General features: G+C 45.6%; 17 protein-coding genes. 6 read left to right on the top strand and 11 right to left on the bottom strand.

The annotated features are described in order from the left end of the window. Window positions 1-105: 105 nt before the first annotated feature. From CSV72_RS13565 to CSV72_RS13520, 9 genes are all read right to left on the bottom strand, one after another. Window positions 106-816: a WecB/TagA/CpsF family glycosyltransferase gene (locus CSV72_RS13565; protein ID WP_099678792.1), complete on the bottom strand. Its 711-nt coding sequence runs from the start codon at window positions 814-816 to the stop codon at window positions 106-108. Beyond that, window positions 813-2,105, bottom strand: coding sequence for a nucleotide sugar dehydrogenase (locus CSV72_RS13560; RefSeq protein ID WP_099678791.1), 1,293 nt, complete (start codon window positions 2,103-2,105; stop codon window positions 813-815). The genes CSV72_RS13565 and CSV72_RS13560 overlap by 4 nt, the downstream gene beginning before the upstream one ends. Window positions 2,106-2,705: 600 nt before the next feature. Further along, the gene (locus CSV72_RS13555) at window positions 2,706-3,893 is read right to left on the bottom strand and encodes a S41 family peptidase (RefSeq protein WP_099678790.1); all 1,188 of its coding nucleotides are present in this window, start codon (window positions 3,891-3,893) and stop codon (window positions 2,706-2,708) included. An 89-nt stretch (window positions 3,894-3,982) separates the two neighbouring features. Beyond that, window positions 3,983-5,197, bottom strand: a complete 1,215-nt coding sequence (locus CSV72_RS13550; protein WP_099678789.1) for a CAP and S-layer homology domain-containing protein — start codon at window positions 5,195-5,197, stop codon at window positions 3,983-3,985. A 462-nt stretch (window positions 5,198-5,659) separates the two neighbouring features. Next, window positions 5,660-6,577: a nuclease-related domain-containing protein gene (locus CSV72_RS13545; RefSeq protein ID WP_158232220.1), complete on the bottom strand. Its 918-nt coding sequence runs from the start codon at window positions 6,575-6,577 to the stop codon at window positions 5,660-5,662. A 1,054-nt stretch (window positions 6,578-7,631) separates the two neighbouring features. Further along, window positions 7,632-9,497, bottom strand: a complete 1,866-nt coding sequence (locus CSV72_RS13540; protein WP_099678787.1) for an efflux RND transporter periplasmic adaptor subunit — start codon at window positions 9,495-9,497, stop codon at window positions 7,632-7,634. Between the two features lies 1 nt (window position 9,498). After that, complete coding sequence (locus tag CSV72_RS13535; protein ID WP_099678786.1) at window positions 9,499-10,221, bottom strand: hypothetical protein; 723 nt, start codon at window positions 10,219-10,221, stop codon at window positions 9,499-9,501. 934 nt (window positions 10,222-11,155) lie between these two features. Then, on the bottom strand, window positions 11,156-11,605 hold the full coding sequence (locus CSV72_RS13525; RefSeq protein ID WP_099678784.1) for a transcriptional regulator: 450 nt from the start codon (window positions 11,603-11,605) through the stop codon (window positions 11,156-11,158). 157 nt (window positions 11,606-11,762) lie between these two features. After that, a complete protein-coding gene (locus CSV72_RS13520) occupies window positions 11,763-12,095 on the bottom strand; it encodes a hypothetical protein (RefSeq protein ID WP_099678783.1) in 333 nt (110 codons plus the stop codon). 166 nt (window positions 12,096-12,261) lie between these two features. Between CSV72_RS13520 and CSV72_RS13515 the strand changes: the two genes are divergently transcribed. The 3 genes from CSV72_RS13515 to CSV72_RS13505 all read left to right on the top strand — a co-directional run bounded on the left by CSV72_RS13515 (window position 12,262) and on the right by CSV72_RS13505 (window position 17,090). Further along, complete coding sequence (locus CSV72_RS13515; RefSeq protein WP_143561180.1) at window positions 12,262-12,687, top strand: helix-turn-helix transcriptional regulator; 426 nt, start codon at window positions 12,262-12,264, stop codon at window positions 12,685-12,687. 90 nt (window positions 12,688-12,777) lie between these two features. Continuing rightward, window positions 12,778-14,352 carry a hypothetical protein gene (locus CSV72_RS13510; protein WP_099678781.1) on the top strand — a complete coding sequence of 525 codons (1,575 nt, stop codon included), beginning with the start codon at window positions 12,778-12,780 and terminating at the stop codon, window positions 14,350-14,352. Continuing rightward, the gene (locus CSV72_RS13505) at window positions 14,349-17,090 is read left to right on the top strand and encodes a DEAD/DEAH box helicase (protein WP_099678780.1); all 2,742 of its coding nucleotides are present in this window, start codon (window positions 14,349-14,351) and stop codon (window positions 17,088-17,090) included. Before CSV72_RS13510 ends, CSV72_RS13505 begins: the two co-directional genes overlap by 4 nt. Window positions 17,091-17,139: 49 nt before the next feature. Here CSV72_RS13505 and CSV72_RS16925 read toward each other — a convergent pair whose 3' ends face one another. Further along, window positions 17,140-17,298 (bottom strand): hypothetical protein, encoded by a 159-nt coding sequence (locus tag CSV72_RS16925; RefSeq protein ID WP_199170109.1) that lies wholly within the window; start codon window positions 17,296-17,298, stop codon window positions 17,140-17,142. Window positions 17,299-17,634: 336 nt separating this feature from the next. Next, the gene (locus tag CSV72_RS13500) at window positions 17,635-18,048 is read right to left on the bottom strand and encodes a single-stranded DNA-binding protein (RefSeq protein ID WP_099678779.1); all 414 of its coding nucleotides are present in this window, start codon (window positions 18,046-18,048) and stop codon (window positions 17,635-17,637) included. 145 nt (window positions 18,049-18,193) lie between these two features. Between CSV72_RS13500 and CSV72_RS13495 the strand changes: the two genes are divergently transcribed. From CSV72_RS13495 to CSV72_RS13485, 3 genes are all read left to right on the top strand, one after another. After that, window positions 18,194-18,745 carry a YwpF family protein gene (locus CSV72_RS13495; RefSeq protein WP_369802922.1) on the top strand — a complete coding sequence of 184 codons (552 nt, stop codon included), beginning with the start codon at window positions 18,194-18,196 and terminating at the stop codon, window positions 18,743-18,745. A gap of 394 nt (window positions 18,746-19,139) precedes the next feature. Then, the gene (locus CSV72_RS13490; protein ID WP_099678778.1) at window positions 19,140-19,433 is read left to right on the top strand and encodes a helix-turn-helix domain-containing protein; all 294 of its coding nucleotides are present in this window, start codon (window positions 19,140-19,142) and stop codon (window positions 19,431-19,433) included. Further along, window positions 19,430-20,311 (top strand): IS3 family transposase, encoded by an 882-nt coding sequence (locus CSV72_RS13485; protein WP_143561179.1) that lies wholly within the window; start codon window positions 19,430-19,432, stop codon window positions 20,309-20,311. The genes CSV72_RS13490 and CSV72_RS13485 overlap by 4 nt, the downstream gene beginning before the upstream one ends. Window positions 20,312-20,628 lie beyond the last annotated feature (317 nt).

Raw genomic sequence — 20,628 nt, 5'->3', positions numbered from 1 at the left:
AGATAGTAATATAGCTAGATTACTGAATACGTAAGCGGAACGGGAGGGGAAAACCTATCCTCCCGATTCATCTGCACTTAGAGTGAAAAACACCTAAGCCGAATCTTACTTCTTTTTATACACCTCAACCAAAAACTTTGGCAAGTTCATCTGACGCTTGATCCGACTTGGTTCAAGCAACAATCGATATAGCCACTCAGCACCTGCTTTTTGGAATACTGCCGGTGCTCTTTTAATATTCCCTGCCAGCACGTCGAATGATCCGCCTACTCCTTGGAATACTACCGGATGTAGCTGGTCGCGATATTGTTCAATCCACTGTTCTTGCTTCGGTGAACCCATCGCAACGAATAAGATATCTGGTTTCGTTTGATTAATCGTGTCGAGTACAACTTGGACATCTTTTTCATAGCCATGCTGGACACCGGCGATTTGAATGTTCGGGTGCATCACTTGTAATTTTGCCGCTGCTTCTTCCGCCACTCCAGGTTTCGCACCATAGAGGAATATACGTTTTCCGCGTGCGGCGGCTTCCTGTACGACGCGGTCCATCATATCGATGCCCGTTACACGTGAACGAATCTGACCTTTTTTCAACTTAGATGCAAGAATTACACCGATACCATCCGGAATTTGAAATTCCGCTCGGTTAAGCAATGCTTTTAGTTCAGGATCTTCTTTTGCTTTCATGAGCTTTTCCGGATTGATCGCCACGATGAGTGATTTCTTTCCTGCTTCGATATTCTCAAAGACTTTCGGAATCAGTTCATCGTAGTTCTCAGTGTTGACGGAGACGCCTAGTATTTCTTCTTTCATTTATATAGCTGCCCCTCTTTTTTGCCATCTCCTAATTTGAAGAAGCGATATTCCGCTTGCTCCCATTTATCTGCTTGGAGAGCATTTTTCGTATCCAACATGATCGGTCTCGGCTGCTTCGTCTGCAAGTCTGCTGGATTCAGATCTTTGAATTGATCATGGTCTGTAGTTAATAGAAGAAGATCAGCTGTACCAATTGCTTCTTCAAGCGTTGCAACTTGCGTTGAATGCTGTAATTCTTTGATGTGCGGGTCGAATGACACGACGTCTAGACCGAGTTGTTGCAACGAATCTATCACTTTCGTTGACGGGCTTTCGCGCATGTCATCGACGTTGCCTTTAAACGCAAGACCAAGAACCGCCACTTTACCGTTTTCGATATTGTATTCCTGTAGCAAACGCTGTGCGCGCTTCGCAGTATACATTGGCATGCCATCGTTCGTTAGACGTGCTTTTTTGATGATATCCGCCTTTTCAGGTGCTAGTTCCACTAAGAACCATGGATCGACTGCGATACAGTGACCGCCAACGCCAGGGCCTGGTGTATGAATATTGACGCGTGGGTGGAAGTTTGCAAATTTGATTGCTTCCCAAATGTCCACGTCGATTCCTTCTGCGATTTTTGCGAGTTCATTGGCAAAGGCAATGTTGACGTCGCGGTATGTGTTTTCCATTACTTTAACGAGTTCCGCTGTAGTTGCGTCCGTTAGATGGATCGTTCCTTTAACGAACACTTCGTAAAGATCTTTCGTCATCTCTGCTGATTTCGCATTGATTCCACCAACGATGCGGTCGTTGTTGACTAGTTCTTCGAAAATCTTACCTGGAATTACGCGTTCCGGTGAGTGAGAGACGAATAGTTCTTCTCCAATAATTAGATCCGTTTTACGTAATTCAGGCAGCATGATGTTTTCGACAGTCTTTGGTGGGACTGTTGATTCCAAGATTACCAGTGCGCCTTTTTTGACGAACGGCACGATCGATGCGGTGGCCGCACGGATGAACTTCAAGTTCGCTGTGTTGTCCGGGTTGATTGGTGACGGGACCGCGATGATGTAGACATCTGCTTCTACTGGTGTAGTCGATGCTTGGAAGTGTCCTGCGTCTACGGCTTTCTCCAAACGCTCTTGCAGGCCGTTTTCTTCTATATGTAGTTGTTTGTTGTTGATGAGATTGACGACGCGTTCGTTACGGTCGACGCCGTGTACTTGCAGGCCGCTGTTTGCAAACATGACGGCAGTTGGGAGGCCGATGTAACCTAGGCCTACTACGCATAATTTCTTTTCCATAGTGTATGATACCTTCGCTTTCTTAATTTAGATTGGGGTAGTCAAAGTCTGGGTAGATCTTGAGTTGGGTATTGGATCTGCACTACAGGCGGACGCTTTCCTGCGGGCATGGCTTGAGTCTCCTCGTCCGCTGCGCTACCTGCGGGGTCTCAAGGCTCATGCTTATCCCGCGGGAGTCGCCGCCTTTCGTTCCGATCCTACTTACAGTTTGGTGGCACAAAGCTACCACTTTCTTTCTTTGTGTTGAGGTCTTCGGTTCAAGATCCCAATACATTTTAATTCAAAGAGAAAGGATGAATCTCTTCATCCTTGAATTTTAATAGCTACTTTTAAATATGATAGAGTACTTTAGCATTTATGCTCTTCCTCAAAACTCCAAAAGAATACACAGTGGATCGTAAGCGGAAGGCGGCGAGTGCAATGATGTGCTCCTAACGCTTCGCTTTTACTCGCAAAAGCCTTGAGACCCTGGACGAAGCGCAGCGTAGGAAGCGGCTCAAGCCGAGCCCATGGGAAAGCGTCCGCCTGCAGCGTCGATCCACGTTGTCTTCCCCTTACTCCATCTATATAGTATACCAACTTATATTCATTACGACCAATTTATTTAGCTCGTGCCGGTACGCGCACTTGCACGGTATAAGGTGTATACGTTCCTTTCACCACATTCAACCCGTTAGCCCCTTCTATGCCCGGGTGAACAATGAGCATATATTCAGCTCCAAGCGCCATCGGTCTCGCTGGCTGGATCGTCATCGTTTTATCATCACTAGCTTTTTTAGCCGTTTGTATTGAGACGCTTCCGAACTTCACAAGTTCCATCTTGTTGAAACTTTTCGCTGGACCGAAGTTCATTTTCTGTGTGAACTCGACGTTGAATACCTTTGATTGCGGTACGTCAGTTGGTCCTTTTATAAACTTGTAACCTTGTGCTGCCAAGTCTGATGTGACGAGGCGTTTGTGCATACCCGTGTGTTCTGTGCCTGATTTCATTTTGATATTCGGCTCGACACCTTTATGTTGCACGGGTGTTCCTTTAGGTCCTGTGTAGTGACCGGTTGTCAGTTTCAGTGCTCCGCCGTTTTCTAATTCAAATAACGACTGGACGCTACCTTTTCCTTTTGTTGTCTCCCCTACTACGTTCGCGGCGCTTTGGTCTTTGAGGCTGACTGCCACAATTTCAGAAGCGGACGCTGAGTAGCGGTTGACGAGTACGTATGTGTCTACCGGGAATTTATTTTTCGCTGGAACGACGTTACCTGATTGTGTGCCCATGCGCGTTTGCAGTTTGTACGCTTCTTTTACTTTCGGGAAAAACCCTAGTAATTGTTCGGCGCTGTCTACGTAGCCGCCACCGTTAAAACGTAAGTCGAGAATTAACCTCTCCGCTCCTGCCGCTTTCAAACGCGACCAGTGGGCGTTAACGTCTTCTTGTAAATGCGCAGAGAACGACTTAATTTTCAAATATCCGACGTTTCCGTACATCATATGCGAACTCACATTGTCTGGATTGTGCGGTGCCGTAACAGCTGCGACTTGCACAGGTGCTGTGGCGCTTGCGTATTGATTGAGATAATCATTATATTCAGCTGGCGTCATGTACACCGAGTATTCATCGAGCTGACGTACGACTTCGGTGACGTTTCTCGCATTGCGAAGATTAGTAGGTTTGTCGCCATAATAGTACAAATCGACAATTTCTTTCACTTCGTCAAGAGTCGCAGCTTCGGTGACGGGTGTTAAGCAGAGCCAAGCGAAAACAGCTACTACTGCAATAAGGGTTTGTTTCATTGCGCTTCCTCCTTTATTCGGTGGGGTTGGTAAAAGTATGTATCTTTTCACTATACCCTATACACCAGCGGTTAAGCGGCTAACTATAATTATTTTTTCGAATATAGTGTCACCCAATAGATTTTACCATCTTGGTCCGTTGTCGTGCCTGCTCCCATATGCGTAAATACTGGATTTAGGAGATTCTCCTTATGCGCTGGAGATTCTAACCAAGCATTTGTAATTTCAAGCGCGTCAGTAAACCCTGCACCAATATTCTCACCGTATGCCGTCCAGCTATAGTCGAATTTCCCAAACAACTCCTCAGTCGTTCCGTATGTCGGCGTAATATGCGACAGTTCTCCAAGTTTCACCAAGTCTTCCGCTCTTGCGCGAGAAATTCGGTTGAGTGCAGGATCCGCTAGCAGATTGGTAACGTTGGCTTGTTTTCGTTTAACGTTCACATTGATGATTGCCTGAGCCGCTAATGAAGGCTGTTCTGGTTCAAGTGACGGCTTCGGTGGCTCCGGTTTTGGTGCTGGTGGAACTGGCGTTGGCTTCGGTGCTACTGGTTTCGGCTGTTCAGGTGCCGGCTTTTGATTATCCGGATTCGGCTTAATCAAATTTTTATCCTTGTCGACATAGCCCTTCTTTTGATTATCATATGTAATCAATCCATTTTTGCGATTTTCGTCAAATTGCATCGTCCGGTACAGGAATGCCGCCATTTGGCCACGAGTGACCGGATCATTCGGATTGAACTTCCCACCCGGACGCGTCGTGGTGATATTGAGCTCGGCAATCGTAATAATGTATTCATATGCCCCACTGCTCTTATGGACATCATCAAAAATAATGAAATCATTATCATCCGTGACGATGTGATAGCCAAGGACTAATAGTTTCGCCATTTGTCCCCGAGTAAGTGGTTTATTCGGATTGAATTTCTCCGCATTCTTAAACAAGCCCCGCTGTGTCAACGCGCGGATATGATCATACGATCCGTTGTCCTTCGTTACATCCTTAAAATCCATTTTATACGCATGGCTCGGTTTCGCCCCAATGGAAACCGCAATCATCTTGGCCGCCTGAGCCCGAGTGACTGGTTTATTCAGGCGATATGTATTGTCAGCATACCCTTTAATGATGTCATTGGCTGCCATATACGTAACAGCGTCGTAGGCATAGTGTTTCTCGGGCACGTCTTTAAAAGTCACGGCCTTCGCGGCTTCCACCGACGTGGGAGCGGTTAGTCCCGCCGCGGATACTGCGACAGTCATCACAATAGTACTTAAGAATATTTTTTTGTTGTTAACTAGACTCATATAAACGTCCTCCTTTTGTTAAAGTATACGGGATTTGGCAGGTGTTTTGGTAGAGTATTAGCGAAATTTGTCGATTGGTGGTAGATAAGGGGGTGGCTTATGAGCGGTTGAGTGGTCGTTATGAGCGGATTCTTGTCTATATAGGGCGGATTACCGGCTTGATAGAGCGGATATTTGGGTGGATAGAGCGCTAGACGGGATTGATTGAGCGGATAAAGAGAAACATTGAGCGCGTGGGAGTTTTGGATAGCAGGGATCTCCTCTATGAGCGATTGGCCCATGTGCATGAGCGGATATTTGTCTATATAGAGCGGGTTGCCGGCTTGATAGAGCGGTTAATTAGGTGGATAGAGCGCTGGGCGAGATTGATTGAGCGGATAGCGAGAAACATTGAGCGCGTGCATTATCTGATTTCATTAAGAAACCAGCGCATATAAAGCATATGCGCTGATTTAGTTGCTTTTACAAATTTAGATTGTCCGTTTTGAGGAGCTGCGGGGAGAGTTGGTAGATGGCGTTTCGCTTTTTACCGGACATTTCGGTGAAGGGGTTGGCTAGCATTCGTTTTGCTATGTGGCGGGAGTGGATATTGGTGAAATGGCGGAATTGCCGGTTCGTGAGTTGCTCGCCGCCGATGCAGTACCATTCCGCTAGCGTGGCATGGTGGGCGTGGCGATCGATATGGCCACACGCTTGGCATTGCCAACTTCTTGTTCGCCACAGCATCGTTAATTGTTCACAATTCGGGCACGTGACACCGCTTGCTAGATCTTTTATGGAAAGTGCATATTTTTCGATCAGCGGAAACGGATCGTAGTGCCGGTGTGTTTTAAGGAGTTCATTCGCTAACTTCTTGATTTGATTGGCGTTCAAAATATCTTCTTTCATTTCTAAATTCCTCAATCGGTTGGGGATTTCATACGAGAAGACGAGTCGGTGGGATGATGTGTTTTCAATGGTGAGTTCGTTTTGGTAGGCGAAGACGATGTAGTCGACGAGGGGGATGTCGATGTTGCGCGCTTGCAGCCAGCTGGCGAAGTAGTGTTTTTTGCGTTCCATTTCTTCAATTGGGCTTCTTAGGACGGTTCGTTCCCCGTTGACTGATTCGCGGATGAATTGCGTCGGGTTTTGTTTGATGTGTAGTTTGCCTGCGATGTTTTTAATTTCGAACAGGATAATCATACTTGGAGTAATCAGGATGGAATCGATTTGGAAATAGGCATGCTCGTGTTTCAGGAAAATGTCGTGGAGGATGGCGTGCGGATACGGCGGGATGAAGTCTCGTAATTGGTAGTCGAATTCCCTCTCCCCTCCGAAGCCCGCTTTGCCGTTGTAGAAGTCGGTTCGGATTTTTTCGTACTTGTCGTGATTGACCGGCAATCGTTTTAGAAGCGACTGTTGCCCGATGATCAGCTTAGGGATTGTGCGCGTTTTGTAGAGTATGTTGTTTCACCTCCCTATTATGGATTGTGTGGCGTGTATTCATTGTAGCAAGAGTGTTAGTTGTTGGGAAGTAATGGGATAAATTCGATTTTGAGTGGTTTTTCGAGGGTGAAATTCAATTTTGGGATGGATTTGTTGGGGAGAATTCAAATTTCGGGGGTTGAAGAGTGATTTTCGATGTGAATTTGTTTGAAAATATGTCTTTAGTCATGTGGATTGTGTCGGCTATGAGCGGTTGATTGGCTTAATAGGGCGTTGGTTGATCGTGATAGAGCGGATAGATGGCTTTATAGAGCGCTTCAACAAGGAGATAGAGCGAATAACGACTTAGATAGAGCATTTAAAGAAAAGTTTGAGCGCGCGGCTTCGCCTTGCTTGATTTAGTTCAAAACACTGGTCGTATGAGCGGATCGCATGCTTGATAGAGCGGTCAAGCGCGTGGATAGAGCGGATACGCAGGTTGATAGAGCACTCAAGCACGTAGATAGAGCGGATATAGACTTATATAGAGCGCTTAAAGAAATGTTTGAGCGCGGCGGCTTCACCTTGCTTGATTTCGTTCAAAACACTTGTCGTATGAGCGGATCGCAGGCTTGATAGAGCGGTCGAGCATCTGGATAGAGCGGATACGCAGGTTGATAGAGCACTTAAGCACCTAGATAGAGCTGATCAAGATTTATATAGAGCGCTTAAAAGAAAGTTTGAGCGCGGCGGCTTCGCCTTGCTTGATTCAGTTCAAAACACTGGTCGTATGAGCGGATCGCAGACTTGATAGAGCGGTCAAGCGCGTGGATAGAGCGGATACGCAGGTTGATAGAGCACTCAAGCACCTAGATAGAGCGGATATAGACTTTGATAGAGCGCTTAAAGAAATGTTTGAGCGCGGCGCGGCTGCGCCTTGCTTGATTTAGTTCAATACAATGTCCGTATGAGCCCCCTCAACAGAAACACCACAATAAACGAAAAAAACTGCCCCTTAAAGGGCAGTTTTTTATCGTTTAATCAAATACCGTACATAGTTTTGCCAAGGTGTCGTTTTCCATTTTTCCCATTCCGGTAGATAGAGCGGAAGTGGGTGGAAGACGGATTGGTGCTCGAGGCTGCTGTCCAGATCTTCGTTGTGCAATGCGACCATTCCTGGTTCGACGCCTGTTGCAAGGACCGTTCGATCAAGGGATGTGAATGGTGCGTCGACGATGTTTTGGACTGCTCGTCCATTGTTGTCTAACGTCCATACTTTTGCATTGTTCTCGTATTTATCTGTTAGCCAGTTCGTTTTAACACTTACCACTTGGTTGGCTTCATTCGTTTGAATGAACGTGTTGACGTTTGTGCCGAATGGCAAGTCCATTTGCTCGTCGTACGGTGCAACGCGTACTTCGTAATATGCTAGTGGATTGTCTTTTTGTGTATTGCCTAAGGCTTTATACGCTTCTAGCCATTCGTCTTCTTTCGCAGGCACTTTGGATACCGATACGACGACTCCATTAATGGTCGAGATGTCATTCGGGTAGTCCGGTGTGATGCGTTCTTGGATTTCTGCTAGTTTCTTTTCTTTATTCGTTAATGCTGGTTTACCTTCAGGTGAATCGTTTACTTCTGGATTGGAAATAGTGCCATCCGGGTTCGTGATCGTTCCATCAGGATTTGTTGTTGCATCATCTGGATTCGGTGTAGTTACAGGTGTTGTATCGGGATTGGTCGTGCTATCCGTATTCGGAGTGCCTGTAGTTGGCGCCGTCTCCGTGTTCGGTTTGTTTTCCGTACCTGAATTATTATTGTTCGAGCCGTTCGGCGAAGATACCGGTGTATCCGGCTTGTCGAGTGAGCCGTCCGGGTTACCGGATGTCCCGTCGAAGTTTTCTTCAGGAGCGTTCGAATTAACAGCTGGTGGTTCTGTATCTGTTTCGTCGATTTCCGTTTTTGGATCATCGTAAGGTACGGTACTCGGTGGTACGCCGTCCGCAGATACAGACGCTACGGATTTGCCTTTTTCACTGCCGATTCCATCTTCCGTATCTTCTGGTTCTACAGGTTCTACCTGATCTTCTGGTTGTTGATTCGGATCGACTTTCGGTGTGAACGGTGTCTGGATCGAGTCATGCTGGATCGTGACCTCCGCACCCATTTCCACGTTTGGCCATTCGTTGTCGAGAACGTATGTGACAATCGTCTGGTCGGTGCTGTAAATATCAATAGATGGTGACTCGCTATCGCGTTTGATTGCTACGACATAGCCGCTTACTGGACTCGTCAGTGCAGATTCATTCGGTATTTCCGCAAGCTGTGCTTCGACAACTTCCGTTTTACGCTGCACTTCTGCTAGATCACGCTCCGCTTCCGCAATCGCTTGCGCAAACGTTCCATCATCTCTCACTTCAATGCCCACATTCAAATTGACACGCACTTTTTTCTCGTCGTTCGTATCATAGTAATCGCTGTCGTTTTTCGAACCGTTCGAAGAGGACTGTTCATACTCCAGATTACTGATTGTTTGTGAAATCGAAGACCCCTGGTTTTGCAACGCGGATAGTTCTGACTCTAATTCATTGCGTTTGGAATCAATTTGATCCACTTTCAATGAAGCGAGCTCCGTTCCAAAGTCCACCGTCTCCCCTTCTTGAACGAGCCATGAATCAATGGTTTGGTCGTCTTTCAAGTAGATGGTATGCAAGTCTTTAGGCGAAATGAATCCCTCTTTATTGAGTTCTTCCTTGTAGTCACCCGTCGTCAGTCGTTCATACTCACCGACATATTGCGCTTTCGGGATGACACTTTTTTCAGCAAACACTAAATACGTGTTCAATGCTAGGAACGCTGTAATGAGGACCGACACGATGATATTTTGTATTCTCATCTTATAGTCCCCCTATCATTAACAAGTTCAACATTTTTTCAATGGGAGCAAAGCCAACTGCCGCAGTGATCAATGCAAAGACCACATGCAAGGCGATTAACATCCACAATGCGTGCTTGCGGATTCCTTTATGCTCTACAACTTCTTCGCCGACAAGTGACGTTTCCACTTTCGAGAAGCTGATGAAGCGATACTGAACCGCCACAATCAATGCAGAGAAAATTGTAAGTTGATTGACAAATAGAATGATGTACCAATTATCCAAGAATGTGACCCCGAGTGGTCCGAATGAGAGAATCGAAACCGCTGCTGATTTTCCAGCAACTGCGAAGATCAGGAAATTGATGAGTTTTTCAATTAATAATAACCCCGTGACCACTAGCTGCAACTTCAGCAATGGCTTAAACGGAATTTTCGTCAGCATACTTAAAATCCATGCGACGCCCCAGAAATGGAACGACATGTAGATGATGGCCCAGAGTATGGCACCGACTAATGCGGTGATACGGCCGATGGTGAATTCATCGAGCGAACCGTTCGCCAAGATATACGTCATCGTCCCCGTATTCATACCCCACATATCGCGGAGGACGAACAGGATGATGCCCAAAATGAATACGCTAAACACACGGCGTTTGAATCCAGTGACGGTGCTTTGCCCTATTTCAACGGCAAGCCGGTCAGGATAAAATAGCGAACGCCAGTAACCGTAAGTAGAATACATATGTACTTCTCCTTTGCCTCCAACTTATCCACTGATTATATCAGTTTCTATCTCTCTTACTTTATCAAAAAATGGCGAATTTGCAACGAATGTCTTGTTTTGTTGCAGAAATTGGCAATAGAGTTGGAGATTTAAACGCTTAAAGATGCAGATAGAGTTACATTGTGTATGGAATTTCCGCTCCAGATGGGTGACGCTTTCTGGAGGGCGTGCGGTGAACCACACCCCTCGCGTTGCTCGCCGGGTGTTTCACCTGTCCCGCTGATCCTCTCAGAGTCGCCCCCATCTTCCGCTGCAATCCTACTTTTATGGTGGATGGAGGTAAATCACCTTCATTCGATAGTGTGTGAACTATTTTTGTGTTTGAACTTAATTAAGTTCAAGTTAAGTGCGATTCAAATTAATTATAATCCTAACTTTAATGACATTTATAAGTATCCCCCACTCACATTTCAGGGATTGGAGCGGCAGGCGGCGACTCCCGATGGATCAGCCCGATCAGGTGAGACAACCAAAAGAGAGCGCAGCGAACTGGTTGGCTCACCGCGGGCCCATGGGAAAGCGTCCGCCTAGAGCGCAAATCCCCTCACGTACCCTACGACCAGCCTCTCCATTTTAAAAACCCCTAGTCCATTAGATTCATTTAATTATCTGAATGTTTCTAATCCAAAGAAATAGTATATAATAGGAAATAATAGGGTATAATGGGCTCTAATTACATAAAGGAGGGATGAGCGATGAACTTGGAGAAGACTATTGAGTTTACATGGCAAGATTTCGCACTAGGCCTGGGCGGATCAGGACTATTCGTAGTGGCGCTCCATTTCCTGACACTATGAGAAAACGTATAACGCAACGCACATAAAAACACCTCAACGTCGACGCACATAGATGTGCTTCTAACTGAGGTGTTTTTAACGTTTTAATGTGATGATCAAATCACTCGCAGTCCTTCCATCAACTCCTTGAACAAGAGTTGGTTTTTCGTTTCTAGTGCATAATCTACCATTCTCTCCCAATTATCTTGCTCCAACTTCTCCACCAAACCGTCCGCTTCACGCATGTACTCTTCCTGTAGATGGCCTTCCAATCCCATCGCTCCTTCGAGTATAGTCGACAAATGCAAATGTAAATCGGAAACTAGCAACAATTGATAAAGTGGGATCCGTATAAACCGGTTTCCTCGCTGAAAGACGAATACTTCTCCTAAATTCTCAATCTGCAGACTTTTCGTATTGACAACGATTTCCTTCCCTTCTTCGGGGATGAATTGGAATACCTCATCATTTCGCTTAATCGAGAAATATTGATAAGCGAATACAAGGCGTAAGTTGAATTCTTCTTTCCTGGTGAAAAATGGCTTGATTCGCTGTATGACTAGCATTTCTTCCCCCTCCTCCTCAGTAATTTGAATTTTCCGATTATTATTAATATATCACAATGAAGAGGATTTTGTGCATGATATGAGCCGGAAACCATCTAATATACCAAGAGAATTTTTCAGAAAACGGTCATAGTGGCGAATCTCGCTGTCTTTCGGGTTATTCATCACGACCTACAAGAAAGGTTTTGGATACCGGCTGATACTCGATGTCCCCTTCTTTCAATCGTTCCAGTAATTGTTCGCTTGCATCGACATTTGTTTTCTCGTAAGAAAAGATCATTTGATTGTTTGTGTAAGAAATAACGACTTGCTCGAAGATCATCTCGTCACGCGTGACGTTATACAAATATGAAACTTTTCCATTCGGATCATGGACGGATTTTTCGGAGTATTGTTCGAGTGACTCGAAGAAACATAGTTCATTTGCGATAACGGGTTCCGGCTTTTGTAAACGGTGACGCAATTGAGGAACGTGTAAAATTAATTGCACTTTTTCTATCGCTTTCGCCTACTTTCTATTTTTTATCACAATCTTCTCATAATATTGTAGAAAAACCTCAGAATTGTCATTTCGTCAATTCGCATTGTCTAAATAACAATTTAACGAAAAACCGGATTCTTTTCTTATACGATGGCGAGAAAAACGGGTGATGAAAATGAGTTTCGGAACACAATTACGAGAATACCGCGATGAGTATTTACATATTTCACAAAAGCAAATGGCAGAGGATCTCGGAGTCGACGGTGCGACGATGTCTAGATACGAATCAAGTGAACGGGTTTTCCCAATTTATTTAGTGCCACTTATTAAGGAAATCTATAATATACCGGATGATGTGTTACTTGCGATGATTTTGGATAAACCGTTAAAGACGGTACGCCCTTTTTCGAATCAGACGCTCGATAGTACCACCACGTATGAAAAAGGTTTTCTAGCGCAGTATGGTTCATTAATTGAAAGCGAGCCACTGTTGAAAGAATTTATTTTACGGGCAAATTCATTGGACTATGAAAACCGCCAGTTGTTGCTGTCAGGCATGTTGAACCTCATGCAGTTGTTCGATAATCAAACAGGTAAATGAAAATGGATTGTTTTTATGCCCCTCAAGTTGTGGTAAAGGACTGAAAAAAACGGTATAATAGGAGGAATGCTTAAGTAAGGAGTGGATTCGGTGGCCATCACTATTGAACGTATCGCAAATATGCACGAATCACAAATCGAAGAATTCATGAATCATATTAAACATACATTTCAACCGTCTGTCCCAGCACAGGCGGAAATTATACGCAAGGCTGCTTCACTTGTACGTATGAACGCAATTGGTGCGTATCGCTACACGGAAACCGAGCAATCCTTAATGGCTAATATTTCGGGTACAGAGTCCGAATTCGCACGTCTTTCTTTCATGACGATGGAGCCGTACTGCACTTGTGCTGACGGGGACTGGTGCGCGCATCAGATCGCGGTCGTTTTCCATTTGTACTCGCAGTTTCATTCATTATCCGATTGGCTGAATACATGGCGCCAGTCAGGAACTGTGCAGACACAATTGTCGATCAATGAGCGGACGCCGGAAGCTTGGTTGAACGCATTATCCGCATTAGTGAAGCCGCTAACCGAGTTGAGTCCAAGTGACGGACCGACCGGATTCTTGCATTATGCTTCAAAAATTGAACACCAGAAGACGCGGCTTTCTCCTTTTGAATGGGAATGGAAGCCGCTCTTTTCGCTGTACTATCAGCTAACGTTATTACGGGCGGCGTGGCCTTTCTTAAAAAGCGAGCTATCGGCCAATGATTCCTATCATTACGGCAAATGGCAGCTGACGATTTGGCTCAATGAGCAAATGTCCGAAATTAAAGCGGGCATCAAACAGCTAAGTTCGAAATCACGTCTATTTGAGACGGATGCATTCCATGTGAAGTTGAAAGATTTGATTCATTCATTCGCAATAGAAGAAGATGGTTTATTCTCGAAGCGTTTTGAAGCGTTCCGTCTTGTCTATACTGAGCTGTATTCTGACGAAGCTGAATTGACAGAGGAGATTGAACGCCTGCAGAAGGAAGCGGCAGAAGACGCGCCATTATTCCGTGCGTTTCTCTATTTGACGTCGGGACGTTTTGACGAGCTCGATGAGGAACTGAATACTCTAGACGCTACCGCTGTTCCCCAGTGGTTGGCATTTGCGCTCTATGCGAAGGAAGATGAGGATTTTGATATCGTGCAGTCGATTATGCTGCAATTGCTTCCTCATTTAGCTGAGCATTATCAGCAGCTTGCGACGCGTAACCGTTCGGCGTTTGCCGAGGATATCGACGAGTTGCTGGCGCTGTCGGATGTTTCAGAAGAGCAACGCGATCAACTATTCCAATCATATGGATCGGAGGCTAGTCGTGCGTATGGCAAGTTCTTATTCGAGCGTAATCGTTACGCTGAATGGGCTGCGCTTATGCATTTAACTCGAGGGTCAGTCGATATGATCGATAGCTCGGCAATGAAGACGGCACTCGCGGAAGATTCGCAAGCGGTGTTCCCTCTCATGCATGCCGAAGCACTGAAATTAGTCAAAGAGAAAAATCGAGATAGCTATCGCCGTGCGGTACGTTTGTGGAAGCAAATGAAGACTGCTGCGAAACGCGATGGTCGCAATGAATTTTGGAACCGTTATGTCCATACAGTCCGCCAGCAATTTCCACGTCTGCGTGCACTGATGGAAGAGATGGAGAAAGGAAATCTACTTCTATGACCGATTCGAACATCTTACAACTTTCATTAGAGTTAACGTTACAAGAAGGACAAGACGGCATCTTCATCGTATCCGCAAATATCGCAGGTGAAGCGCGCAAGATCGATGCGGATATGTTGGTGTCGTATTTATTTTATTCGGATGAACCTACGATGTACGGCATGCTAGTTGAGCAGCGTGATAATTGGCTCGATGTATCGATCGACATGTTACTGCGCTTGTTTTCGGCTGGTAGTCATCCGTATGTGCAATACTCTGGGGCGACTTCAAGCGATCAACAAGTACTGACAGACATTCGTGAAGCCGCAACGTTGTGGAATGACGCCGCGTTGTTTTCATATGTTGAAGCGACTGAATCTGGACTGTCGTTTGATCTCGACAAGACCCATCTATCCGAGCAAGCTGGACGCTATATCTCGCTTGCGATGCGTGGTCAGTTGGCGACGCTTGGTGTCTCGATGGCAGACTTCCCTGCTTTGTTGCCACACTTCAAGCAGTATGGATGGCCGAATACTGACAAGTCGAAGTTACCATTCCGCGTAGCCCTTCGTTTGACGGAGCCGGATATCGATGAGACGGATTGGTTGCTTGAGACGATTCTGATTAGTGATCGCGGTGCGCAGTGGTCGCCAGCTATCGGTAAAATTGCGGGCTCGATTGAAAACGCTTTGCCAGCGAAACGTAAACCGTATGCAGAAGATATTGAAGAGCGCCAAGCCGAGATGGTCGGGATTTTCCGTTCTGTCGAATGGTATGAGCCGAGACAGTTTATGCACGTGCCGTTAAATGATGCACAAGTGCGGATTTTCATTCAGGAAGATTTGCCGCTTTGTCAGGCATTTGATTATCCGGTAATATTACCGGCTTGGTTAAAGACTGTCACCGAGACGAAGTTGAAGATTCGGACGTCTGCCGGTATGCAGTCGTATCGTTCATCAGCAAGCCTCGATCAAGTGTTGTCGTTTGATTGGCAGTTTTCACTCGCCGGGGAAAAGATAGACAAGGATCAGTTCCAGAAGATGGTCGATGAGAACCGCGAGTATATCCGCGCAGGCGATGAGTGGTTCCATTTGGATCCCGCTTGGCTGAAACGAATTCGTGAGTTGATGGAGCAAGTAGACGACGGTGAGTGGACAGTGAAAGATTTGCTGTTCAATGAAGTGCCAGAAGAGATTGCGCCTGTCTATGATGAAGAGGAAGAAGACGATCCGTTAGTAGCATTTTCGATGCAACAGTCTTTGCGTAAAGTGATGAATATGCTGCATGACAAGAAAGGTTTGCCGCCTGTTCCGGTACCTCAGACGTTGCATGCCGAGCTACGTCCGTATCAACAAGAAGGTTTCGAGTGGCTTCATTTCATGCGTGACAATAAATTCGGTGCGGTGTTGGCGGATGATATGGGACTTGGTAAAACCGTTCAGCTCATCACGTATTTACTGTATGTGCATAATTTACCGGAAACGGACTCTCCTTCACTGATCATTTGCCCGACGAGTGTTATGGGTAACTGGCAGAAGGAGCTTGAGCGTTTCGCACCTTCATTGAAGGTACATGTACATTACGGGACGAATCGTGCGCGTGAGGAACAGTTTGCGGATATTATAAACAAGCGTCAAGCGCATATTATTTTGACGACGTATGGTACCGCCACACAAGACGGCGAGATGCTGTCAATGTATGAGTTTGCGAATGTATCCATTGATGAAGCGCAAAATATTAAGAACTTACAGACGAAGCAGTCACGCGCAATCCGCAAGTTGCGCGGTGGGCATCATATCGCGTTGACAGGTACGCCGATCGAGAACCGTTTGTCGGAGTTATGGGCTATATTTGATTTCATTCATAAAGGGTATCTTGGTAGTTTCCGTAAATTTAGCGAAGAGTTCATCGTGCCAATTGAGCGTGATGATCTGGAAGCGGAGAAACGGAAATTGCGTGCTCGAATTCAGCCGTTCATGATGCGCCGGACGAAGAATGATCCGGAGTTGCGTTTGAACTTGCCTGAGAAGCTCGAGCAAAATGAGTATGTACCACTGACGCCTGAGCAAGCGGCATTGTATGAGAGTTTTGTTTCGGAGACGAAATTCAAACTCGAGACTTTGACTGGATTTGAGCGCAAAGGCTTGATCTTGAAAATGCTTAGTCGTTTGAAGCAATTATGTAACCATCCTGCATTATTCCTGAAAGAACCGCCAGCCCCTGCTGCCGAGTTGACGACGCGATCCAATAAAATGGCGCGAATCGTTTCAATGGCAGCGGAGATTGCGGCGAACGGTGAGCAATGCTTGATCTTCACGCAGTATATCGGCATGGGGCAGATGATTCGTCAATGCTTGTCGGAGCTGCACGGGATTGACGTGCCGTTCTTGACGGGTAGTATGCCGAAAGGACAACGTGATGCATTGGTCGAGGCGTTCCAAAACGGAGAATTCCCGATTTTCATCCTGTCATTAAAAGCTGGGGGCACCGGCTTGAATCTGACGCAGGCGAATCACGTATTGCACGCAGACCGTTGGTGGAATCCGGCTGTGGAGAACCAGGCAACGGATCGTGCGTACCGTATCGGGCAGACCAAATTCGTGCATGTGCATAAATTTGTGACTGTTGGGACGATCGAGGAAAAGATTGACGAGATGCTCGTCGAGAAGGCGGCGTTGTCAGCTGATTTGATTCATTCGAGTCAGTGGTTGACGGAGCTCAATGATCGAGAGCTCGAGGATTTGCTGACGTTTAATTAATATTGATCATTGGGACCTGTATCGAAATTGGATGCAGGTCTTTTTGTATTCATTTTAAATCGGAGGGAATAAGGAAAGGGTTTGTTTTGATTGTTTCAAGATAATTGATGCGCTCGTTCAGGTTGGCAATAATGCGGATCAGCTGGCCAATCTGGTCTTCGAGGCGCTGGATATCTTGTTTTTGTGCGACTGTAGGTGTGCTGTGCATGTGGGCTTCATCCTTTCTATGAGCGGGTATGTAATTCCGTCAGCCCGCCTCGTGGAAGTGGTCTCCGACAACAACGGGCGACGGATGAGTTGGCGTAAAATTGATTCAGTTCCTATGCTGAATGTACTCCCGGCATCACAGAGGATTGGGTCCCCACCCGCTCTTGCTTCTGCCGAGTCATGCTAGTTGGCGAATATGCTTGTAGTGTCGTGTAGTTTTCTCTTTTTTCATTTCTTTTCAGTTGTGTGTCATCCATGTCTTTTCAGGAATTGATCAGCAACGGATGTGCGACGGCGGATCTGCCTTGGTCTCCCTCTCCTTTCGTTTTGGGTCTGGTTAGAAAATAGGAAGTGCGGTTTCGGCTGGTTTCGCTTCTTCAAAACGTTTGGGCCCAGTAGATGAATGCGTTTTCATTTCAGTGTGTTGAGATTTGGGCGACTTCGACAGGAAGCGAATGTCGTTGCACATGACTTCCGTGATATACACTTTCGACTGATCTTCGCGTTCGTAGTTCCGGGTCTGAATGCTTCCACTGACGCCTACGAGCGATCCTTTGCCGCAGTGACGGACTAGATTTTCGGCGGATCGTCCCCAGACGGAGCACAACACGAAGTCGGTTGCCACTTCCCCGTTTGCGTTTTTGAAGCTGCGATTGACAGCGAGGACGAACGTGGTGTTGACACGTCCTGATGAGTGTTCTTTTAATACGAGGTCTTTTGTGATGCGCCCTACTAAAGCCACTTGGTTCACGAGTTGGTTCCTCCTTTCTTTGTGCTGCCCTTATCGTAATCTACATAGGATCTTATTGGCAAAGTGGCAAAATTGAATTTTACTATCGTTTTAGGCGTGGTTTTTCAATTTTCATTCGAATGATTTTCGAGATTTTCGCGGTCGTATGCGATTTCTGTACGACGAGCAATACGGCATTTTTGAATTCTCGAGTATTTTGAGATTTTTATGCTATACTTGGGAAAATTGTACCGAGGTGATGGAATTGAAGACGTTTAAAATGATTTCGGTGGAAGTGGTTCAGGAGAGCGGCGTGCTTGCCTTTCCGCTGTTTGACGGCATTATCATCAACCAGGAAAACAGTCATCGCTTGTGGGTGCTTGAGCTTTTCATTGATGCCAAGCATAAGGACATTATGGATAAGTGGAAAGTTGAGGAGACGTTGCTGACCGTGCGCGTCGTGATTTCGTATCCTGGCAACGAGCCCGCTTCGTTCGATGTGGCGGTGGAAAACTGGCGACAGATTGGCGACCGGATTTCCGTGTTAATGAAGGGGCGTTTGAAGCGTGTCCGATCGAAGTATCCGGAATATTTGTTAGAAGAGTTGCTGGAGGAAGGTTTGGAAGGCGATGCGTTGCTTGAGCAATTCCAAACGGCTATGTGGGATCGGCCGAGGTTGAAGCGTGATACGGAGCTTGATGAGATAACGAAGTTGTGATGGGTTTTTATGGATTTGATGAGGTTTGATGGATTTGATGGATGGATGGGCTGCCCTATTTTGGGTGGCTTTTTTTGGTTTTTTGGGGTGGGTGGTTGGGCGGATTGTTGGTGGGGATTGAGCGGGTAACGTGCTACATAGAGCGTTCGTACACTGGCATTGAGCGGATAGACTGACGTATAGAGCGCTTGGCGATGTGCATTGAGCGGATGGCGGGTGCGATAGAGCGCTTGGGTGGATATATAGAGCGGCTCGCGGAGTTTGAGCGGATACGGAGTTACATAGAGCGCTCGGACACTGGCATTGAGCGGATAAGCAGACTGATAGACTACCTTTAAAGTAGACAAACTATAAAGCGCACTTCTACAATTCATATAGATAAGGGGTTGAGAAGATGGCGGAGAAAACAAGAGTATATTCAGAAGAGACAAAACGAGAAGTAGTTGAGCGATTTTTAGAGGGTCATCGAGCAGTTGATTTACAGGAGCAATTTGGGATTAAGAACCGTAGAAGAATTTATGACTGGGTACACAAAGTAAAAGATGCTAATTCTTTGGAAGCTTTGAAGGATACCCGAGGGGTTTCTAATAGAGGAAGAGAAAAAGAAATAAGTTTAAAAGAAGAAAATGAAAACTTGAAACTAGAGAATCTTTATTTAAAAAAGCTGTTAGATCTAAAAAGGGGGTGAGTTCAACAGCAGCTGATTTTGATTTTGTGGAAGCTTATAAAGATCGTTTTTCTATTACGGAATTGATAAAATACACACAGCATTTAAGTAGATCAGGTTACTATAAACGACTAAAGACGCCCAGTCGCCCTTCTAGGGCGGAGCGAGATAAGGAACTTCTCACACAAATGCTTTCTCTTTACATCACACATGGTGGTAATCTGGGGAACATACGATTTAAAGACGCACTGCGAGAGAAATATCAAATCACGGTGAATGAAAAGCGGATCCAACGGATGAGAGAATATTATAATATGCCTTTGAAAACCAAAAGAAGAAAACCGAAGAAAACAGGTGATATTCACTTTGTCTGTGATAATATTTTGAATCGGAACTTTACGGCTATTCTTCCAGGGAAGAAACTATGTATAGACATTACGTACTTACGTGTAACTAAGCCACGCGAAAAATTCATTTATTTATGTGCAATCATTGATTTATTTAATAACGAAATTATCGCCTATTCTATACAGGATACGATGGAGATGAGTTTAGTATTTAAGACGCTTAACATAGTAGAAGAAAAAGGACTTGCCCAACCGAATGCGATCCTTCACAGTGATCAAGGCATTCAATTCACAAGTCCTCGTTACGTCAACCGATTAAAGCGAATGAATCTCATACAATCCATGTCTCGCAGAGGCAACTGCTGGGACAATGCATGTATCGAGAGCTTCTTTGGGAAGCTGAAGACAGAGATGCCAGGTTTTGTAGAACCTGAAACGGAGTATGAAATGATTCAAGCGGTAACCGATTATATTTCATATTATAACGAAGTGCGACCACAAAGGAAACTATCTGGAACGCCTATTGCGTACAGAAGCAATCAGGTCGCATGATAGAGAAAGGATTACATGCGAATTGTAGGGTGCTTCTTCATGTGCGTTTTATCGAGTGTCTACTTGACAGGTTGTAAGTCAGAGTGATAGAGCGCTCGCCGAGACTCATTGAGCGGTTAAGATGAGAGATTGAGTGCTTGCCCTCATACATAAAGCAGATATTGAAAATTTATGAGTGCGTGAGGTACGAGTTTCCAAATCCTAAATTCAATCAATTACCATTATAAAACACAAAAAAGCCACTCCCCAAAGGGAATGGCTTCGCGTGCCTAGCAACGTCCTACTCTCACAGGGGGAAACCCCCAACTACCATCGGC

It is taken from the genome of Sporosarcina sp. P20a (genome assembly GCF_002743175.1).
Classification (GTDB): Bacteria; Bacillota; Bacilli; order Bacillales_A; family Planococcaceae; genus Sporosarcina.
Note: the sequence above shows the minus strand (reverse complement) of the source record. Positions and strands in the feature narration are given on the sequence as shown.

What these genes read in the sequence shown, in the direction of transcription:
- CSV72_RS13565 (WP_099678792.1), bottom strand. Translation starts at nt 816, where the DNA reads ATGAAAGAAGAAATACTAGGCGTCTCCGTCAACACTGAGAACTACGAT.
- CSV72_RS13560 (WP_099678791.1), bottom strand. Translation starts at nt 2,105, where the DNA reads ATGGAAAAGAAATTATGCGTAGTAGGCCTAGGTTACATCGGCCTCCCA.
- CSV72_RS13555 (WP_099678790.1), bottom strand. Translation starts at nt 3,893, where the DNA reads ATGAAACAAACCCTTATTGCAGTAGTAGCTGTTTTCGCTTGGCTCTGC.
- CSV72_RS13550 (WP_099678789.1), bottom strand. Translation starts at nt 5,197, where the DNA reads ATGAGTCTAGTTAACAACAAAAAAATATTCTTAAGTACTATTGTGATG.
- CSV72_RS13540 (WP_099678787.1), bottom strand. Translation starts at nt 9,497, where the DNA reads ATGAGAATACAAAATATCATCGTGTCGGTCCTCATTACAGCGTTCCTA.
- CSV72_RS13535 (WP_099678786.1), bottom strand. Translation starts at nt 10,221, where the DNA reads ATGTATTCTACTTACGGTTACTGGCGTTCGCTATTTTATCCTGACCGG.
- CSV72_RS13525 (WP_099678784.1), bottom strand. Translation starts at nt 11,605, where the DNA reads ATGCTAGTCATACAGCGAATCAAGCCATTTTTCACCAGGAAAGAAGAA.
- CSV72_RS13515 (WP_143561180.1), top strand. Translation starts at nt 12,262, where the DNA reads ATGAGTTTCGGAACACAATTACGAGAATACCGCGATGAGTATTTACAT.
- CSV72_RS13505 (WP_099678780.1), top strand. Translation starts at nt 14,349, where the DNA reads ATGACCGATTCGAACATCTTACAACTTTCATTAGAGTTAACGTTACAA.
- CSV72_RS16925 (WP_199170109.1), bottom strand. Translation starts at nt 17,298, where the DNA reads ATGCACAGCACACCTACAGTCGCACAAAAACAAGATATCCAGCGCCTC.
- CSV72_RS13495 (WP_369802922.1), top strand. Translation starts at nt 18,194, where the DNA reads ATGCGATTTCTGTACGACGAGCAATACGGCATTTTTGAATTCTCGAGT.
- CSV72_RS13490 (WP_099678778.1), top strand. Translation starts at nt 19,140, where the DNA reads ATGGCGGAGAAAACAAGAGTATATTCAGAAGAGACAAAACGAGAAGTA.